A 17085-nucleotide genomic window follows, 5' to 3' on the forward strand; every position below is an offset into this window, starting at 1 on the left:
TCTACCGATGGAGATCGGGGCTCGGACGGTGTTTTAAACCGCGAATGTCTGTCTTTTCAAGGAATATGGAGCTTGTCTAGAGCACATTAACAACCGAAAAGAGGGGCATCCCGTAGATGCAAGTTTCCCATAAGCGTGCCGCGAGGACGCGGGGCTGCAGGAGCCGGCCGATGAACGGCTGTCGATCCCTACGGACAAGGGCGCGAATGCCGGGCTGAAGGGTCGCGTCGCTGGTGGCGGGGATAGTGGGCGGCGCGGATTCGATCGATGACATGGCACTGCTGCGCCACGTGGGGATGAAACATGTTTTCCGGGCCTGCTACGCGCCTATCGCTTGGCCATCAGCTACGAGGATCCGGCATCCCCGTCGGGCTGGTGCGATCGCTCGGGGCCGGGCCGTAGTCAATTCTGCCGGGGCAGCTACGTCAACTGGGACGTCAAGACCACGGCCCACGAGCGGAATCACCCGCGCGTCGGGTCCGCTCCGAGAAGCAGGTCTTTGAGCGGGATGCTAGCGTCCGCCAGCTCCGATGGGTCGACGACCGCTCTTTGGTTGACCATTTTCCGCGCAATGCCAAAGTCTCTCGGACTGGACACGACCTCCGCGGCGCAGACCCGGTTGTCCCGCAGGTAGAACACGGCTATGCGTCGGGCCTTGTCGGGATCCCGGCGGACGAGCACCGCGTCACCCGGGCTCGCCAAACCAACGACTTGCAGCTTCATGTCGTACTGGTCGGACCAGAACCACGGCACCGCGTTGTACGGTTCCGGTTTGCCCGTGAGGGTCCGGGCCAGAGCGCGCGCCTGCTCCGTGCAGTTCGGAATGGATTCGAGCCGCCTGGTGTCCCCAAATTGGGAGTACGGATAACGCGCAGCATCGCCAATGGCGTAGATCGCTAGGTCGTTGGTGCGTAGCGAGGGATCAACCAGGATGCCGTCGCTGACGTCTAGTCCAGCAGAATGCGCCAGGTCCGTGCTCGGCTGTAGGCCGATGCCGATGAGGCAGACATCTGTCGGGATCGTTGTGCCGTCGTCAAGCACGACTGCTGTCAGTTTTTGATCCGTGTCGACCTCGAAGTCACTGACCGATCGACTCGTGCGGACGATGACGCCTTCTTGCTCATGGACCTCGGCGAAGAAGGCAGAAGTAGCAGGCGAGGTCACACGCGCCAGCACGCGTTCCTCGCGTTCAACGACTGTCACCTCCACACCTAGGCCTCTGGCTACAGCCGCAACCTCGAGCCCGATGTACCCACCCCCGATCACGGTCAACCGAGCACCGGGAGTCAGGTGTCCCCGCATCGCATCTGCATGCTCAGGATCCCGCAGGTAGAAGACGTTCGATGCCCCCTGCAAAGACTCGTCCGGGTAGGCCCGCGGCGAGCCGCCGGTTGCGAGGACAAGGGCGTCATAGTTGACGCTCTGGCCATCTTCGAGGATCACGCGCCTGTGCTCGCGCTCGATGGACACGGCCCGCAGGCCCAGCTTGACGTCGATGTCGAAGCGCCGATATGAATCTTCTGGCCTGATCAGAAGCTCCGGCCGTGTCTTGTGTCCCATGAGATATGACTTGGACAGCGGGTGGCGGGAATACGGATACGAGTCCTCACAGCCGATCACCGTGATCTGGCCGGCATACTCCTGCTCACGCAAGCTCGCCGCGAGATCGCCGCCAGCCTGACCCGCGCCGACGATCACAACGTGATTCACACCGTCTGCATCCACTGCTCGCTCGTGCACGTCGCCGATAGCCATGCTCACTGGCTTTCGGGGATGTGCAGCACAATGCCATCCGTCTCAGCGGTACAGGGAAGCTGGCAGCTCAGCCGGCTGAACTCGGTGGGCTCCTCGGCCGTCGCCTCGAGCATCCCCAACTCGTCGGCGTCGGCCGGAGGCAGGCGGTCGAACCATTCCGGCTCGACGAAAACGTGACATGTGGCGCATGACAACTCGCCACCACATTCCCCGATGACGCCACTGACCAAGTTGTCCGTGGCGGCGTGAAGCATGGACGTGCCGATGAGCACCTCCACTTCAGTCCGGTGCCCGTCCTTGACGAAGACAACTCTCGACTTATCGCTCATCTGTAATTTCCTTAAGTAATCGTGACAACTGTAGGTACTGCAAACCATCTCGTGGTCAACGATCGCGCTTTACGCCGATCATCCGACCCGCACGGTAACCGGGAGCGCGGAAAGTGAGTTCACGACGCCGCTCGCCTCACGCTCCGCCTCACCGTCCATGCTGATGACGACGATGCTTGGATGCAGCTCCTCAAGCAGGATGCGAAGCTCAAGCTTGACGAGCACACGCCTGATGCACGGTGCGGACCAGCGCCGAAGGCCATGCCTTCGCTCACTGCGACACCGGTGCGGTCGGCTGGCGCAAGGACTCGATCCGCATCGGCGCACTGTGGAACAGATTGATGAATGACTTGTCCGTATTGCCGACCACCTTGGCGGTGTCGATCGAATACGTCTCTACGCGCTCCAGCAGAGCCTGGATCACGGCGCCCACCAGGCCCTGTGCCAGCCCGGCACCAAGACAGGAATGCGCGCCGGCCCCGAAACCTAGGTGTGGAATGGCGCCCCGTGAAATATCGAACTCATCCGGACGGTCATACCTGGCCGGATCGAGATTTGCTGAAGGAAGCAATGCGAGGACGCGATCGCCCTTGCGGATCTGCATCCCTGCGAGTTCGACATCGCGCTTTGCGCTCCTCGCGACTCCCATCGCCACATTGAAATAGCGCAAGCCCTCGCGGACGAAGACCGGAATCTGCTTCGGATCATCGCGCAGCTGAGCGCGGAGATCGGGCCGATCGGCCAAAAACATAAGGGCGTGCGCGGTGAGTGCCGCTGCCGTATCCGCAGCCCCAAAGATGATGTTGGTGCACATGCCCTGGATCTCGTTATCCGTGAACTGACCGTCGTTCGCGAGAACGAGAGCAGAAATCACATCATCACGCGGCTCGGCCCGACGAGCCCTCACCACTTCCCCGATGTAGATCCAGCCATCCTTGAACGTCACAATGGCCTGGTTATCCACCTCAGCCTTCTTGTCGTGCGACTGGTCGGACATCGCGCGGAAGATGGGCGCCGGATCATCCAGTCCGAATCCCATGTGGTCATTGACGATTCCAGCCACGATAGGCGAAGCCAGGTCGTAGACGATGTCGAACTGGGACAGCAGTAAGACTTGATCGAGGACCTGATCCACCCTCGACTTGATCGCGCCTTCCATCGCTTTGACACGCCGCCTGGAAAAATGCGGGTTCAGCGCGGCACGCACGGTCTCATGGCGTTGACCGTCAAAGAAGTTGAACAATGTGTTCCCAGGCGACAACCACGCGGCTTTCGGCGGGGTAGGGATGAGCGAGCCACCCTCCGTCTCGCTGTCGACAGCTTCGATGGTGAAGGAGTCAGAGTCCTGCAGCACCGCGCTGGCGTGTTCAAAGTCGTTGGCGATCCAGAATCCGCCGTACGCTTCACTCCACACCACGGGACCGGCTTCTCGTAGTTCCTGGAACATCTCGCGGTGTCCCGTGGCGTACTCGGCGGAGTGGTGGTCGAAGGGACAAACCTTTCTACCGTCTTGGAACGCAGCAGACTCCGCGTTGCTACGGGCAGTTTCCCTGGCATCCATTGGGCCACCTCTATCGCGTTAGACCATATTGAGTAGTTGCGACTGCAACTGCGACTCGACGTCATCGCATCGAGCCACTTGACACATATTCCATCACCCCTGAGCACTTTAGCTATCGTGCGCTATAACTACAAGAGTGGCACAGGCCTGGGGAGCTGCCTGGACGGACCTCAGCTCAAGCGATGGTTGAAGCCGACGGCATCCCCGGTGTATTATCTAGCGCTATAGCAGCTCGCGTTCGCCTTCGCGACTAAGTACTTCCCTCGTCAAGGTCGGTCGACACGCCTGGGGCTAGGAGCAAGGAGATGGCACGGATGGACGACTTCGTACTAAGCGCGGTGGACGGCCCGATCGGCTGGATCACCCTGAACGATCCGGATCGGCTAAACCCCGTTACGTTTACGCGCATCCGCGCAATTAATGAAGCTGCGGCTGCCATGTCTGCGCGGGATGACGTACACGTCGTCGTCATCACGGGAGCTGGCCGCGCGTTCTGTGCCGGCGCCGATCTTTCTGGCGCCGACACCTTTATGAGCGACGACTCTCCGCCTGCGAGCGGATCTATCACCGACGCGGCTGGTTTGTGGACTCTCACCTCAATTCGCCAGCCAGTCATAGCCATGGTCAACGGGCCTGCGGTCGGGTACGGCTTCGAGTTGGCGTTGCAGGCGGACATCCGGGTCGTCGCCGCTGGCGCTAGGCTCGGGCACCCGGCCGTCAAGCTGGGCACTATCACCGACACCGGCGCTGCCACCTGGCTGCTCCCACGGCTCGTCGGCTTTGGAGTCGCCGCGGAGATTCTCTACTCAGGAACGCTTTACGACGCGACCGAGGCGTATGGGATGGGGCTAGTCAACCACGTCGTTCCCGACGCGGAGTTGCGCGAGTTCACCTTAGGACTCGCCAAAACCATCGCGGCCAACTCGCCTTGGGCAGTTCGCACTACGAAGGCACTGCTGTTCCAAGCTATGCAAGAATCCGCGCGCGCCAGCGTGCTGGAACAATACATCAAAGTCAACCAGAGAGATCCGTCGTACGACCCTTCGGCGCACTTCGAGCGGTTCAGGCGATGACAGCTCAACTCTAGTGAAAGGGCAGCGCATGCGTATCGGCATCCTCGGTGCTGGTTCGATCGGTGCGACTTTGACGCGATCGCTGAGCCGATCAGATCACGATGTCAAGGTCGCAAATTCCCGCGGGCGTGACACAATCGATCCCTGGCTACTTGGCTTCGGGGCCCGGCCAGTCGAGGCAACTGAGGTGATCACCGACGCCGATGTGGTCATCACCTCGATTCCGTTGAAGATGATTCCGGGGATCGCCCCGCTAATCGCTTCCGCCTCCCCTGAGGCAGTCATTATCGACACCTCGAATTACTATCCGAGCCGTGACGGTAGTCTGCCTGCGATCGACGAGGGCCAGGTCGAAAGCGTTTGGGTGGCCCAGCTGCTCGGACGGCCGATCGCGAAGGCTTGGAACGCGATCAGCGCGGAGTCACTCGCCACCAAAGCAACGCTTCCGGGAGCCAGCGGGCGGATCGCCATTCCGGTTGCCGCCGATCGGGATAGCGACCGCGCCATCGCGATGCAGCTTGTGGAGGAGACCGGTTTCGACGCTTTCGATGCGGGAGCCACGGCCCATTCCTGGCGCCAGCAGCCCGCCTCGCCAGCCTACTGCACCGACCTCACGCGCGAGCAGATGGCGGATGCCCTCGCCGGAGCCGACAAAGACAGCCTGCCGCGGCTCCGTGATCTAACAATGGCGATTATCGCAGAACGAACCCAGGGCTACACGAACAAGGGCGATGCATTCGGCGACTGGCTCGTGCGACTGAACCGCGCCATATATATGTAATCGCCTACTTGCACCGCGCCGTACATGTGTATGTACTCGAATGTCCTGGGACGTGTCGACGACGGTTGAACTGCGGGCGAGCCGTCCTGGGAAAGGATCGCGGGTTGGACGTCCCAGAAGAAGTCCTCGATCATTTTCCATGTGGGCAACCCGGCGGCGCGGTCTACCTAGGGATGCGGAGTGCTTTGAGCGCTGTGGGCGAAAGGTGATCTGTTTCACCGACGCTGACCGGGCTCTCCCGTTCATCAGTCCACCTCGCCGTTGAGCCCGAACGTGTGATCAAAGTTGCCGAGGTCGCGTGCGTGATCAACTGCGGGACTGAAGATCGAGGTGCTGGAACTGCTGGCACAGCCGGGCGGCCGTGTATACATGGGCGGGGCCGGTGACGGTCACCCCACGCGCCCAAACGCTGGCGTGGTCGGCAACAATCCGCCCGTCGGCGCTTGCGCGCGGACCCGGTCGAGGTCTGCTGTGACATTGACGAGTCGGCCGACCGCGGTCGGGTCGGAGTGGTCGTTCGTGTCCAAGCGGACGAAGGAGTCCCGGTCTGGGCGTCCCCTGTTGCGCCAGCCCAGTTGCAGCGGGATCGGTAGCAGCGGCAGCATCACGGCTGGGTCAACGTTCAGCCGATCAACGGGGGCAGTCTTCGTCGTGCGAACAACCGCGCGTTGGCTCGTCTCAACAAATCGGTGAACTGTGCGTTAAAGCTGCAGGCGACGCGAACGATCGTCCGGGATGAACTAGGTCTCGAACCAGGACGGCAAAAGCCTGATGATCTTCACGGGCAAGACGGCGGATCCGCTGCACGGGCCGTGACAGCTGATGCAGCAACCCGGCCCGATCCCGCGCCGGCGGATCGGACAACAGGGCCCGGCATTTGCCGCGGCAAACGTCACGCGGATGCCGTCCCCTTGTTTATGGGACTCGTGCAACGATGTTGGGCCCGTGATGTACTTCGAGTGTGCGGTCGTGATGGCCAGCGCCGGTAGCAGCATTGCCGTTCCGTCCTCGAGCGGGATCTTCCGCGGCGGGAACCATCGCATTGCGCAGCGTCGTCAGGCTCCCAGGGCAGGTGGTACCGTTGTGCTTTTGCTCTGCGTGTTCGTTCGTCGGGGTCCGGTATTCGTCCCGAGGTTTGGGGGCGGACTCGGTGGGGCCGGCGTCTGTGGGCGTGGTCAGTGTCCGACCCACGTCGGTTGGCGTTTCTCGGCGAAGGCGGTGGCGCCTTCGCGGGCGTCGGTGGAGGCCAGCAATCGTGCCATCTCTTCGTCTTGGCGTTTCCACAGGGCTCGGTCATCGTGGGAGTCGGCCCCTGCCGCTGCGTGCATCATTGCTTTCGTCACTGCCACCGCAAGTGGTGCGTTGGCCGCGATGCGGCCGGCGAGTTCGAGGGCTGCGGGCAGCACTTTGGCAGGCGGTGCGACTTCGTTGACCAGGCCCCACTGAACTGCTTCGCGTGCGGTCAGGGGTTGGCCGGTGCATGCAACATGAAGTGCGACTTTGAGCGGTACCTGGCGGGGGAGTCGGATTGTTCCGCCCGCTGCGGCGTAGAGTCCTCTTGTCACCTCGGGCAGGCCGATCACTGCGTCCTCGGACATTACCGCGAGGTCGCATGCCAGGACGATTTCGGCGCCGCCGCCCATCGCGTGCCCGTTGACGGCGGCGATCAGGGGCATCGAGACCGGGTGCTGCACGAGCCCGGCGAATCCCCATTCGGGGTGTCCGGGGGCGGTCAGGGGCTGACCGGCGGCGATGCCCTTGAGGTCGGCCCCGGCGCAGAAGGCCGGTCCCTCTCCCGTGACGACGACTGCGCGCACGGCAGGATCTGCTTCGGCCTCCTCGAGAGCTTCGCCGACCGCGAGCGACAGGCGGGCGTTGACGGCGTTGCGGGCGTGTGGCCGCCGGAGAGTTACGAGTGCGACGCCGTCCGAGACCTCGTAGGTGGCCGCCGGGTCCGTGCTCACGTCGGTCCTTGCCAGTTGCGCACTCATCGCGCCGCCATCCGTATGGCCCCGTCGAGCCGTATGACCTCACCGTTTAGCATGGGGTTGCGGATGATCGCGTTTACCAGGTCAGCGTACTCGTCCGGGAGGCCGAGCCGCGGCGGGAACGGCACCGAGGCGCCGAGTTCGTCTCGCACAGTCTGTGGCAGTTGGCCCAGCAGGGGTGTCTCGAAAAGGCCTGGCGCGATGGTTACCGTGCGGATTGCCGCATCCGCAAGCTCGCGGGCGATCGGGAGCGTCATGCCCGCGATCGCGGCCTTGGACGCCGAGTAGGCGGCCTGGCCGACCTGGCCGTCGAATGCAGCGACCGAGGCGGTGTTGATGATGATGCCGCGCTCCTCGCCCTTGAGCTCGTTGCCGCTCATCGCGTGCGCGGCCAACCGGATCACGTTGAACGTACCGAAGAGATTGATCCTGATCACACGCTCGAACCGCTCGAGCGCCAGGGGTCCGCTCCTGCTCACGACCCGGCCGGGGTCGCCGATCCCTGCGCAGTTGACCACGACCGCCAGATCGGCGTCCCGGTTGGCCACCGCGACGGCACGCTGGACCGCGTCGGAGTCACAGACGTCCGCAACCACAAACTCGATCTGTGGCTGGTGCTCTGCTGCGCGTTGCACCGCAGGTTCGAGATCGAGCGCGACCACTCGCATGCCGTCGGCGGCGAGGCGCAGTGCCGTGGCAAGTCCAAGTCCCGACGCACCTCCCGTGACCAGCGCTGTGCGTTCCTTTACGTCCATGTCATGCTCCTTTCACTTCGCGGCGGTCCGCAAAGGGGCACCGCGTCCTGTGCCGTCGCGCTTGTCGCGACCGTCTTTTGGGTCCCATGCGGTCTTTGTCAGACGCGTTCGATGATGGTGGCGTTCGCCATTCCGCCGCCCTCGCACATGGTCTGCAACCCGAAGCGCCCGCCGGATGACTCCAACTGGTTGAGCATGGTGGTGAGCAGTCTGGTACCCGAGGCGCCAAGCGGGTGGCCAAGAGCGATCGCTCCGCCGCGGGGATTGACCTTCGCCAGGTCCACGCTGAATTCCCGGGCCCATGCCAGTGGTACGGATGCGAAGGCCTCATTGACCTCGAAGGTGTCAATATCGCCAATGCCCAGTCCCGATCGCTCGAGCGCACGACGTGTGGCGGGAATGACGCCGCTGAGCATGATGGTCGGATCCGATCCGGTGACCGCAAGGGTGTGAATACGCGCGCGCGGCGTGAGGCCCAGTTCGGCGGCCCGCTTTTCGCTCATGATCAAGACGGCGGAGGCACCGTCCGTGAACGGTGATGAGTTGCCCGCGGTGAGCCGCCAGTCGATCTCGGGGAACCGTGCGGCGAACCGCTCGTCGCTAAACGCCGACCGAAGCTCGGAGAGCTTCTGCACCGTTGTGTCGGCCCGGATTGTCTCGTCGTTCACATGCTCACCGCCGCCCGGCAGCGCGACGGGCACGATCTCGCCCTTGAACGCTCCGGCCGCAGCAGCCTCAGCAGCACGGCGGTGCGATTCCGCCGCAAACGTGTCGAGTGTGACCCGGTCCGCTCCCCAACGGACCGCCATGAGCTCGGCCCCGATCCCCTGGTGGGGCATTCCTTCGGGATAACGCCCGGACAGGGGAGCCAAGGGATCACCGCCGACGGCGTTCGACCCCATCGGCACCCGGCTCATCGACTCCACGCCGCAGGCGATGACGATGTCATAGGTGCCCGCCATGACCCCCTGGGCCGCGAAGTGCACCGCCTGCTGGCTTGACCCGCACTGACGATCGATGGTCGTGCCCGGGACGTGTTCGGGCAGACCGGCCGTCAGAGCAGCAGTACGAGCGATATTGAGTGCCTGATCTCCGACTTGGACGACGCATCCTGCCAGCACATCCTCCACCAGTGCAGGGTCGAGTTCGGACCGGGACAGCAACTGCTGCAAGGTCTGGGCGAGCAGTTCAGCGGGATGGACCCCGCTCAACGCCCCGCCAGACTTCCCGCGCCCGGATGCGGTACGGACGGCATCGACGATAACTGCTCGAGTCAATTCATTCTCCTGAAGTCGATGGGGCCTCTTCGGCGAACGGTTTCGGCCCAAGTGGATATCTTATCGATCGATCGCTAGTAAGCTATGCTAGCATCCTTGGCACTTCCTGCACGCCGCGTAGCTCCGCCGTCGCGGATGAGCGCGGCCGCCCGGCGCCATCCCCGGGTTCGTGGAGATCGACTAACTGGCAGGGTCGCTAGCTCGACAACCAATACCTTACTTTTCCGGTTCGTACGATCGGTGAGCCGTTCGAGTTGGCTGAGGCGACGGTGGTGTCGCCCCAGCCGTAACGATAGTTTCAGGCATGTCCGCCGATCTCGGGTGGATCCTATGCGGGTGCGGTCGGGGGCTGCAGGATGTCCTCGGCGATCATCCGCTCAATTTCTGACAGTTCAATGCCGAGTAAGTTCGTGCAAATGTCCACCGTGTCCCGTCCCATCTCGGGGGACTCTTTGATCTCGGGGAAAACGATGTTGTGAGCCAAGAACGGCCGCCGAACTGCTGGTAGTGGGTCCTCAAAACCTGGCTGGATCTGCGGAGCAAGGAAGTCGCGGGCTAGGAGATGCGGGTCCGACTCGAGTTGAGGTGGCCGCTTCATGACTCCGGCCGGAACACTATTCGCCTGCAGGAGTTTCACTATCTCTTCCGGAGTATGTTTCCGCGTCCAATCCCTGAGGTGCTGGTCCAGCTCACCTTTGTTCCGGAGGCGCGAGGCTGAATCGCTGTACCTGATGTCAGCACTCCAGGCAGGGTGATCGAGCGCTGCGCGTAGACCCTCCCAGTCGCGGTCATCGCAAACGCAAATCACGCACCATTCGTCGTCACCAGCGCACTCATACACTCCCCACGGAGCATCTCGCGTTTCGGTTGCAGGTTGTCCGAGCGCAACCCGGGCGAATTGTTCCGACAGTTGATTCAAGACGACTTCCGCCTGCGAAACGCGAATGTCAGCGCCTCGACCCGATCGCTTTCGCCTGATGAGTGCTGACAGGATGGCCACACCCGCGATACGCGCGGCCGCGTGGTCGGGGTAAACAGAAGTGTTGTCGCCGAAGCCGCCGGGATCGTCTGGATACCGCCACAGTGATGTGAGTCCGGCGCCGCTCCGAACGCCGGGGCCGTAGGCAAGCCATTTGGCCCATTCGCCGGTGTCCCCGAAGCCGCTGGATGACATCCATACAATTTGTGGGTTGACGGCCGACAACTCTGAATATCCGAGGCCTAGACGCTCAAGCGTCCCGGGCTTGTAGTTCGATACGACGACGTCGGCTGACGCAACGAGCTTCTTCACGAGTGCCCGACCTTCGGGTGAGCGCGTATCGACTCCGAAGCTCCTGCGGCCACGGTTGCCCAAGGCGAAGTTTTTCGCGATCAGGGACCCTGGCTCGCTGCCGCCGCGGTACTTGTCCGGGTAAGCCTTGTTCTCGACCTTGATGACGTCCGCTCCCAAATCGGAGAAAAGGCGGCCGACCTCCGCGCCGAATACGATGCTTCCGAAATCAATGACTCGCACTCCCGACAGGGGGAGTGAGCGATCGTTGTTCAGCGAGGAAGCGTCCGGGGTTGTCGTCGCTAATGTCGAATCGCTGCCGTCGTCGCGTGGGGAAGTCAACTCGCGATTGTGTTCGCCAGGGCGTGGCGCGCGTCGTCGGTACCCAATGCGGTTCCGGTCGATCTCGACGAATCCGGAAGGTATGAGTGCGCGGATATCGGTGTCGAGTTCGGCGTCCACAAATGCTCCGCGCTGAGCGTAGTGCTCCTGTGCTGGTACTTCTGCGATGCTCAGCACCGGTGTGATCGGGATGCCGCGGGCCTGCCCCTCAGCAGCAAGATCACTCTTGCTTCGCTCGCGGAAGAGTTCGATGTAGGCGCTCTCTAACTGATCCTTTTCTTGATTCCGCCCGAGGATCGTTTGAAACTTGGGGTCGCTGAAAGCCGTCGGCTTACCCAGCCACTCATACATTGCCTGCCATTGGCCCGGTGCGAGCACCAAGCACCGCACGAATCCATCCGCGCAAGGGTAGATGGGGTAAGGAACCGACTGGGGTCTTGCCCACTCGGAGAGATCAGGGTCAGTCGGTGCGCCGACTTGCTTGGTGCCGGCGGAAGCAGAGCCGGCGGTTCCGAATGGCGGATCAACCACTTCAATCGTCGCCTCGAAGACGGAGAAGTCGATGTGGTCGCCGCGTCCTGATGCCAACCGATGGTAGTAAGCCGCTATGGCTGCCCATGCTGCTTGGGTTGCACTGGATTGATAGGCAAGATCGAACGGAATCATCGCGGGCTCGCGAGGCCATTTTCCTGACCTGCTGAGCTGACTTGCCATGGCTAAATGCACGTCGTCAGTTGCGACGAAGTCTTTGTACGGGCCGGTGGCGCCAAAGTCACTCACGGACAGCACGACCAAATGCGGGAAATGTAAGACTAGATCGGTCGGGTTGACAGGGTGCTCCTGTGCTCGGTGGCCGGCTTGAATGAAGATGTCAGTCGATGCGAGCAGCGTGAACAGCTTGTCCCAGTCTGCGGGATCCGACAAATCCAGTGAGGCGCCAGACTTGTTGAAATTCTCAACCAAGAACTTCACGTCCCGTGGTGACTGGTCTGGCGAGGGCTGGGCGTCATTCTTGCCGACCGGTTGCTCTATTTTGATCACTTCGGCGCCAAAATCCGCGAGAATTCTACCGGCCATGTCGAGCAGGCCATCGGTGAGTTCCACGACTCTGACCCCGCGCAGTGGCAGATCTGACTTTCTCATGCGGTCGACTCCATCTACTTCGTCAGGGCGCGGGGCAACTATCTCTCCGCGCCATGGTCATCGTATTCATAGCGATCGCGCGGATGATCATTCATTTCGCGATCAGAGACTTATCATAGCTATCGCTAGATTGATTGCAACAGACAACTCCTTTAGAATCAGTTGAGCAGTCGCATTGAACATCCACCGTAGGAGGAATTGTGGTAGCAGTACTCACCGAAGACCATGCGAGCCTGGTGGAATCGTTACGCGCACTCTTTGCGGCACGGGCTCCTGAGTCTGAAGTGCGCCGTCTTATGGATACAGACGAGGGCTACAGCAGTGAACTCTGGCGACAACTAGCGCAGGAGCAGGGTCTTCAAGGCATGATCGTGCCGGAAGAGCACGGTGGATCAGGCTACACCTGGGTGGAGTTGGGTCTCGTCCTTGAGGAGATGGGACGAGTTCTGTTCTGCGGGCCCTTCTTCTCTACAGCGGTCTTGGCTGTCAGTGCTCTTCTGGAGAGCGGAGACGAGCGCGCTCAGGCGGAGTACCTGCCGCGAATCGCATCGGGTGAGGCCATCGGGACGTTGGCCTTCCTGGAGGACTCGAAGCGGTGGGACGGCACTGGAATCTCTCTCGAAGCCACAGCGCGAGGCGACGGGTACTTGCTTACCGGCGAGAAACTCTTCGTGCTAGACGGCCACATCGCCGACTTCTTCGTTGTCGCTGCTCGAAACGGCGACGAAATTTCACTGTTTACCGTTGACAGTGACACCCCGCACGTGAGCTCAGAGCTTTTGGAGACGCTCGATCAGACGAGAAAGTTTGCGACCGTCCGATTCGACAACGCTCCCGCGAGGCTGCTTGGTTCTGAACGGACCGGAGGCGAAACGCTGACTCAGGTGCTCGATCTCGCTGCGATCGGCTTGGCAGCGGAACAGGTGGGAGCTGCTCAAGCGTCACTGGACATGGCCGTCGAGTACGCCAAGCTGCGAGTTCAGTTTGGTCAACCGATTGGCGCGTTTCAGGCCATCAAGCACATGCTCGCTGACGTCATGCTTGAAGTGGAATCGGCCAGGTCGGCGATGTTAATGGGACTCGCCACGGCCGCTGGCCAGTCTGAGATGAACCTCTCGACGATCGCACCGTTAGCTAAGGCGTACTGCTCGGACGCGTTCGAACTGGCGTCTCACCAAAACATTCAGGTCCACGGCGGAATGGGATTCACCTGGGAGGTGCCGGCCCACCTTTACTTCAAGCGGGCTAAGTCAACGGCGCTGTTCTTGGGAAGCGCTGACTACCACCGCGAACGGCTCGCAACGACTCTGGGTGTCTAACTCGTCTTTCTTACATTCGGCCGGATGCTCGGCCCCTCTCGCGCACAGGAGCGTTCTCATGAGTACCGACACTGAAACCCATGCACTTCGACGAGAAGTGCAGGCATGGCTGTCCGACAACTGGCACGGCACGGACGACGCAGAATGGCGACGAAAGCTAGTTGACGCTGGGTGGGCCGTCCCTACTTTTCCAACCGATGGGTTCGGGCGGAACCTCAGCCATGCGATGGCCAAGGTTGTCGCCTCCGAGTTCGACGCAGCGGGCGCGCCGCACGCCGTACAGGACCTGGGTATCGACGCGGTGTGTGGTTGGGTCCGCATGACGGGACTGGCCGTCGCGCTATATGGTGGGCCCCGACTGAAGGAGACCTTCCTGCGTGAGCTTCTGACCGGTGAATCGGTGGACGGCGTAGCGCTCTACAGCGAACCGGGTGCGGGTTCTGACCTCGCTAGTCTTCAGGCGAAGGCGGTCCTCGATGGCGACCACTGGGTCATCAACGGGCAGAAGATTTGGTCGTCGTCAGCTGAGGAAGCGGACTGGGGCGTGATTCTAGTTCGCACGAACGAAGACGTTCCGAAGCACCAGGGCATCAGCTGTTTCATTATTTCCATGCAGCAGCCCGGCATCGACGTCCGACCCATTAAGCAAATCACCGGCGACTCGGAATTCAGTGAGGTTTTTCTCACGGATGTGCGCGTCCCGGTCGAGAACATTGTGGGAGAGGTCGACGGCGGCTGGGCAGTTCTCCTAACGATGCTGGCCGCCGAGCGCGAATGGCTGGGCGAGTTTCTTGAAGCCGGCAACCGTCCGGGCGCTGGCGCCGAACAGGTAGCGCGCGCAGTCGAGTCGAGCCAGACTGGCGCGAGCGACCTTATCGAAGCGGCTCGTAGCGCCGGACGAAGTGGGGATGCTGTCGTCCGTCAAGAGATTGCGCGACTTTACACCTGGCGAATGGTCCACTCCTGGAACAACGATCGTCTGATGAACAGTTCCGAGCCGAGCCAACAGAATGCGGTCGCCGCAGCGGCACTGGGGAAGCTAGCCACCTCAAGGATCTTGCACACGGGCGGGCGGTTCAAGGCCGAGATGTTAGGGCCTGAAGCAATGCTCTACGGGTCGGAGCATCCTGCGGGGGATTACGTGAACCGGGAAATCATGAACGCTTTCATCAACTCGGTGGGCGGCGGGACCGATCAGATTCAGCGCAACATTATCGGTGAGCGGCTTCTCGGCCTACCTAGGGGGGAAGCCCCAGACCGGGGCATCCCGTTTAAGGACATTAGGAAGACCGCGACGGATCCCTCGAAGTCCAGTTAGTCAGCGCAGGCGGAACTTGCGCTGCTTTAGACGTGCTGTATATCCAGGAATCGATACGGAGACACACTTGGAAATTATCTCGCTAGACATGCGGAGCCCACGGTGAGCGCTTTGGGTGCCATTGCCGGCCTCGGTATGACTGAGATGGGCAAGGTGTATGGTCGGTCGGCAGAGGACTTCGCAGACGAAGCTGTCCTGCGGGCGTGCCGCGACGCCGGTATACCCCTCTCTGATATTGATGGGCTACTCGTCAATGCCGGGGCGATGCGCGGTGTGAATTTGCGTCTTTCCAAGAGGCTTGGCCTGGGCGACCTCCGGCTTGCGGCGGATGTCCAGGCCTTCGGATCGTCCGCCGGCGTAATGGTGCAGACGGCCTGCCTCGCGATTTCGGCAGGCATGGCTGAGGTGGTCGTTTGCATCTTCGCAGATAATCCGCTGAGCGAAGGCGCGTCCGCCGGGGCTCGATATGCGGGCAAGTCCGATGAGTTGACGGGCTTGGATGCTCTACCGCGTGCCGTGGGACTTCGGGGCGCAGTTGCGGGTTACGCAATGGCAGCTCGTCGACATATGTCGGTGTACGGAACCACGAGTTCCGATCTCGCGGAGGTTGCGGTGAGCGCGCGCTCATGGGCATCCATAAACCCTCATGCGCAGATGCGCCAGCCAATGGCGATAGCCGATCATCAGCAGTCGCGGATGATCGCTGAACCGTTTCGTCTCTTCGACTGCTGCTTGGTCTCTAACGGTGCAGTCGCCGTGATCGTGACGTCGGTCGAGCGTGCTCGCGACCTTGCCCAGCCGCTGGTCACGGTGATCGGCATCGGGCAGTCGCACCCGGATTATCCGATGGACGACCGCAGTCGGTTCGGGTTGGTAACCGGGGCAGCTGAATCGGGACGTCAGGCATACGAGATGGCCGGGGTAACGCCGAGCGACATTGCACTAGCCGAGCTATATGACTGCTTCACGTTCACGACCCTCGTCAGTGCCGAGGACTACGGGTTCTGCGAAAAGGGTGAGGGCGGGGAATTCTTCCGCTCCGGGGCTGCAAGCCCCGGGGGCCGTCTGCCCATTAATACCGGCGGGGGCCAGCTGTCCGGTTACTACATGTGGGGGATGACGCCGTTGTCGGAAGCGATCATGCAGGTGCGAGGTCAGGCCGGCGAAAGACAAGTGGTGCGTCATGACCTGGCGCTGGTCAGTGGAAACGGCGGAACACTTGACGACCACTCGACGCTGATTTTGGCAGACAGGGAATGACCGCATGAGTATGCTTGCGCTGCAGCGCGACGAATGGTCGACCCCATTTTTCGACGCCGCCCGGGAGGGCCGGTTGATGATTCGCCGTTGCCTGGATTGCCGGGGATTGTCGGCCCCGACCTGCTACCGGTGCGCACTTTGCTCGTCGCAAAATATCGAATGGGTGGATTCTTCGGGGCGGGGACGGATCGTCACCTGGACGGCACCACACGTGCGAGATGGTCAAGAGACCGCGCGTGCCTATCAGGTAGCGATTGTGCAATTGGACGAGGGGCCGTGGATCCATGTTCATGCGGGGGCGGAACTCGAACTCACATGCGAGCAACCCGTGGGAATTGAGTTCTCTTCAGAAAGCGGCGGTGAGCCGCTCCCCATTGTGAGGGTTCTGGAGTAGTTCAGTTGCTTCGCGCGCAACCGGTGCGTTGATGCCTAGTCCAACGAGGGAGAAATGTAATGAAGCTGGATCGTCTGGAGTTTGTTGGCATCGTAGTCGATGACCTGGAAGAGGGAATGAAACGGTTCTCCGACCTCCTCGGGCTTGAGTTCGACGTCGTCGATGTCTCGGCTCTCGAAGTGAAGGTGACCGAGGGCGTAGCGGTTGATACCAATGCGCCAACCGGCCAAATGCGAATAGCTCTTGACCGGTCTGGTGCCTTCGAGTTGGTGGAGTCCGCGGGGATGCAAGAAGGCTTTCGCAATGTACACATCCGAGTGGATGACATAGACGAGGCCATCAGGGAACTATCAGCGCGGGGACTTCGCTTACTTCGCCACTTCCACGTCGGCGGTGTGAGGGAGGCTATCTTTGCTGCCGAGGATCTTTACGGTATCCGGCTGTGTCTGCTCGAGTACGACGGCGACAGCCTCGCGGCAGCGCACCACCATCCTCTTCCCCAAGCGTAAGCCGATAATTT

Annotated in this window: 16 protein-coding genes; 7 read left to right on the forward strand and 9 right to left on the reverse strand. The window is 61.7% G+C overall.

Features of this window, described 5'->3' with window-relative positions:
* Positions 1-462: 462 nt before the first annotated feature.
* The 4 genes from AC5RUP_RS14855 to AC5RUP_RS14870 form a co-directional block, all read right to left on the reverse strand.
* Entirely contained in the window at positions 463-1755 is a 1293-nt protein-coding gene (locus AC5RUP_RS14855; RefSeq protein ID WP_494153043.1) for an NAD(P)/FAD-dependent oxidoreductase, read from the reverse strand.
* 2 nt (positions 1756-1757) lie between these two features.
* Positions 1758-2084 carry a 2Fe-2S iron-sulfur cluster-binding protein gene (locus AC5RUP_RS14860; RefSeq protein ID WP_494153042.1) on the reverse strand — a complete coding sequence of 109 codons (327 nt, stop codon included), beginning with the start codon at positions 2082-2084 and terminating at the stop codon, positions 1758-1760.
* 78 nt (positions 2085-2162) lie between these two features.
* Positions 2163-2309 (reverse strand): hypothetical protein, encoded by a 147-nt coding sequence (locus tag AC5RUP_RS14865; RefSeq protein ID WP_494153041.1) that lies wholly within the window; start codon positions 2307-2309, stop codon positions 2163-2165.
* A gap of 46 nt (positions 2310-2355) precedes the next feature.
* Positions 2356-3645, reverse strand: coding sequence for a cytochrome P450 (locus AC5RUP_RS14870; protein WP_494153040.1), 1290 nt, complete (start codon positions 3643-3645; stop codon positions 2356-2358).
* Positions 3646-3959: 314 nt separating this feature from the next.
* On the opposite strand from AC5RUP_RS14870, the gene AC5RUP_RS14875 reads away from it, so the two are divergent.
* Positions 3960-4718: an enoyl-CoA hydratase/isomerase family protein gene (locus tag AC5RUP_RS14875; RefSeq protein WP_494153039.1), complete on the forward strand. Its 759-nt coding sequence runs from the start codon at positions 3960-3962 to the stop codon at positions 4716-4718.
* 28 nt (positions 4719-4746) lie between these two features.
* Positions 4747-5499, forward strand: coding sequence for an NADPH-dependent F420 reductase (locus AC5RUP_RS14880; protein ID WP_494153038.1), 753 nt, complete (start codon positions 4747-4749; stop codon positions 5497-5499).
* A gap of 389 nt (positions 5500-5888) precedes the next feature.
* Here AC5RUP_RS14880 and AC5RUP_RS14885 read toward each other — a convergent pair whose 3' ends face one another.
* The 5 genes from AC5RUP_RS14885 to AC5RUP_RS14905 all read right to left on the reverse strand — a co-directional run bounded on the left by AC5RUP_RS14885 (position 5889) and on the right by AC5RUP_RS14905 (position 12274).
* On the reverse strand, positions 5889-6104 hold the full coding sequence (locus AC5RUP_RS14885; RefSeq protein ID WP_494153063.1) for a Mu transposase domain-containing protein: 216 nt from the start codon (positions 6102-6104) through the stop codon (positions 5889-5891).
* Between the two features lie 570 nt (positions 6105-6674).
* On the reverse strand, positions 6675-7463 hold the full coding sequence (locus AC5RUP_RS14890; RefSeq protein ID WP_494158706.1) for a crotonase/enoyl-CoA hydratase family protein: 789 nt from the start codon (positions 7461-7463) through the stop codon (positions 6675-6677).
* A gap of 23 nt (positions 7464-7486) precedes the next feature.
* Positions 7487-8242, reverse strand: a complete 756-nt coding sequence (locus AC5RUP_RS14895; RefSeq protein ID WP_494152996.1) for an SDR family NAD(P)-dependent oxidoreductase — start codon at positions 8240-8242, stop codon at positions 7487-7489.
* A 98-nt stretch (positions 8243-8340) separates the two neighbouring features.
* Positions 8341-9519 (reverse strand): thiolase family protein, encoded by a 1179-nt coding sequence (locus AC5RUP_RS14900; RefSeq protein WP_494152995.1) that lies wholly within the window; start codon positions 9517-9519, stop codon positions 8341-8343.
* A 328-nt stretch (positions 9520-9847) separates the two neighbouring features.
* Positions 9848-12274 (reverse strand): CaiB/BaiF CoA-transferase family protein, encoded by a 2427-nt coding sequence (locus tag AC5RUP_RS14905; protein ID WP_494153036.1) that lies wholly within the window; start codon positions 12272-12274, stop codon positions 9848-9850.
* Between the two features lie 200 nt (positions 12275-12474).
* On the opposite strand from AC5RUP_RS14905, the gene AC5RUP_RS14910 reads away from it, so the two are divergent.
* From AC5RUP_RS14910 to AC5RUP_RS14930, 5 genes are all read left to right on the forward strand, one after another.
* Positions 12475-13593 (forward strand): acyl-CoA dehydrogenase family protein, encoded by a 1119-nt coding sequence (locus tag AC5RUP_RS14910; protein WP_494153035.1) that lies wholly within the window; start codon positions 12475-12477, stop codon positions 13591-13593.
* 58 nt (positions 13594-13651) lie between these two features.
* Positions 13652-14911 (forward strand): acyl-CoA dehydrogenase family protein, encoded by a 1260-nt coding sequence (locus AC5RUP_RS14915; protein WP_494153034.1) that lies wholly within the window; start codon positions 13652-13654, stop codon positions 14909-14911.
* Positions 14912-15013: 102 nt separating this feature from the next.
* The gene (locus AC5RUP_RS14920) at positions 15014-16171 is read left to right on the forward strand and encodes a thiolase family protein (protein WP_494153033.1); all 1158 of its coding nucleotides are present in this window, start codon (positions 15014-15016) and stop codon (positions 16169-16171) included.
* A 4-nt stretch (positions 16172-16175) separates the two neighbouring features.
* Positions 16176-16565 carry a Zn-ribbon domain-containing OB-fold protein gene (locus tag AC5RUP_RS14925; protein WP_494153032.1) on the forward strand — a complete coding sequence of 130 codons (390 nt, stop codon included), beginning with the start codon at positions 16176-16178 and terminating at the stop codon, positions 16563-16565.
* Between the two features lie 59 nt (positions 16566-16624).
* The gene (locus AC5RUP_RS14930; RefSeq protein WP_494153031.1) at positions 16625-17074 is read left to right on the forward strand and encodes a VOC family protein; all 450 of its coding nucleotides are present in this window, start codon (positions 16625-16627) and stop codon (positions 17072-17074) included.
* Positions 17075-17085 lie beyond the last annotated feature (11 nt).

It is taken from the genome of Arthrobacter sp. Y3223151, assembly GCF_059091125.1.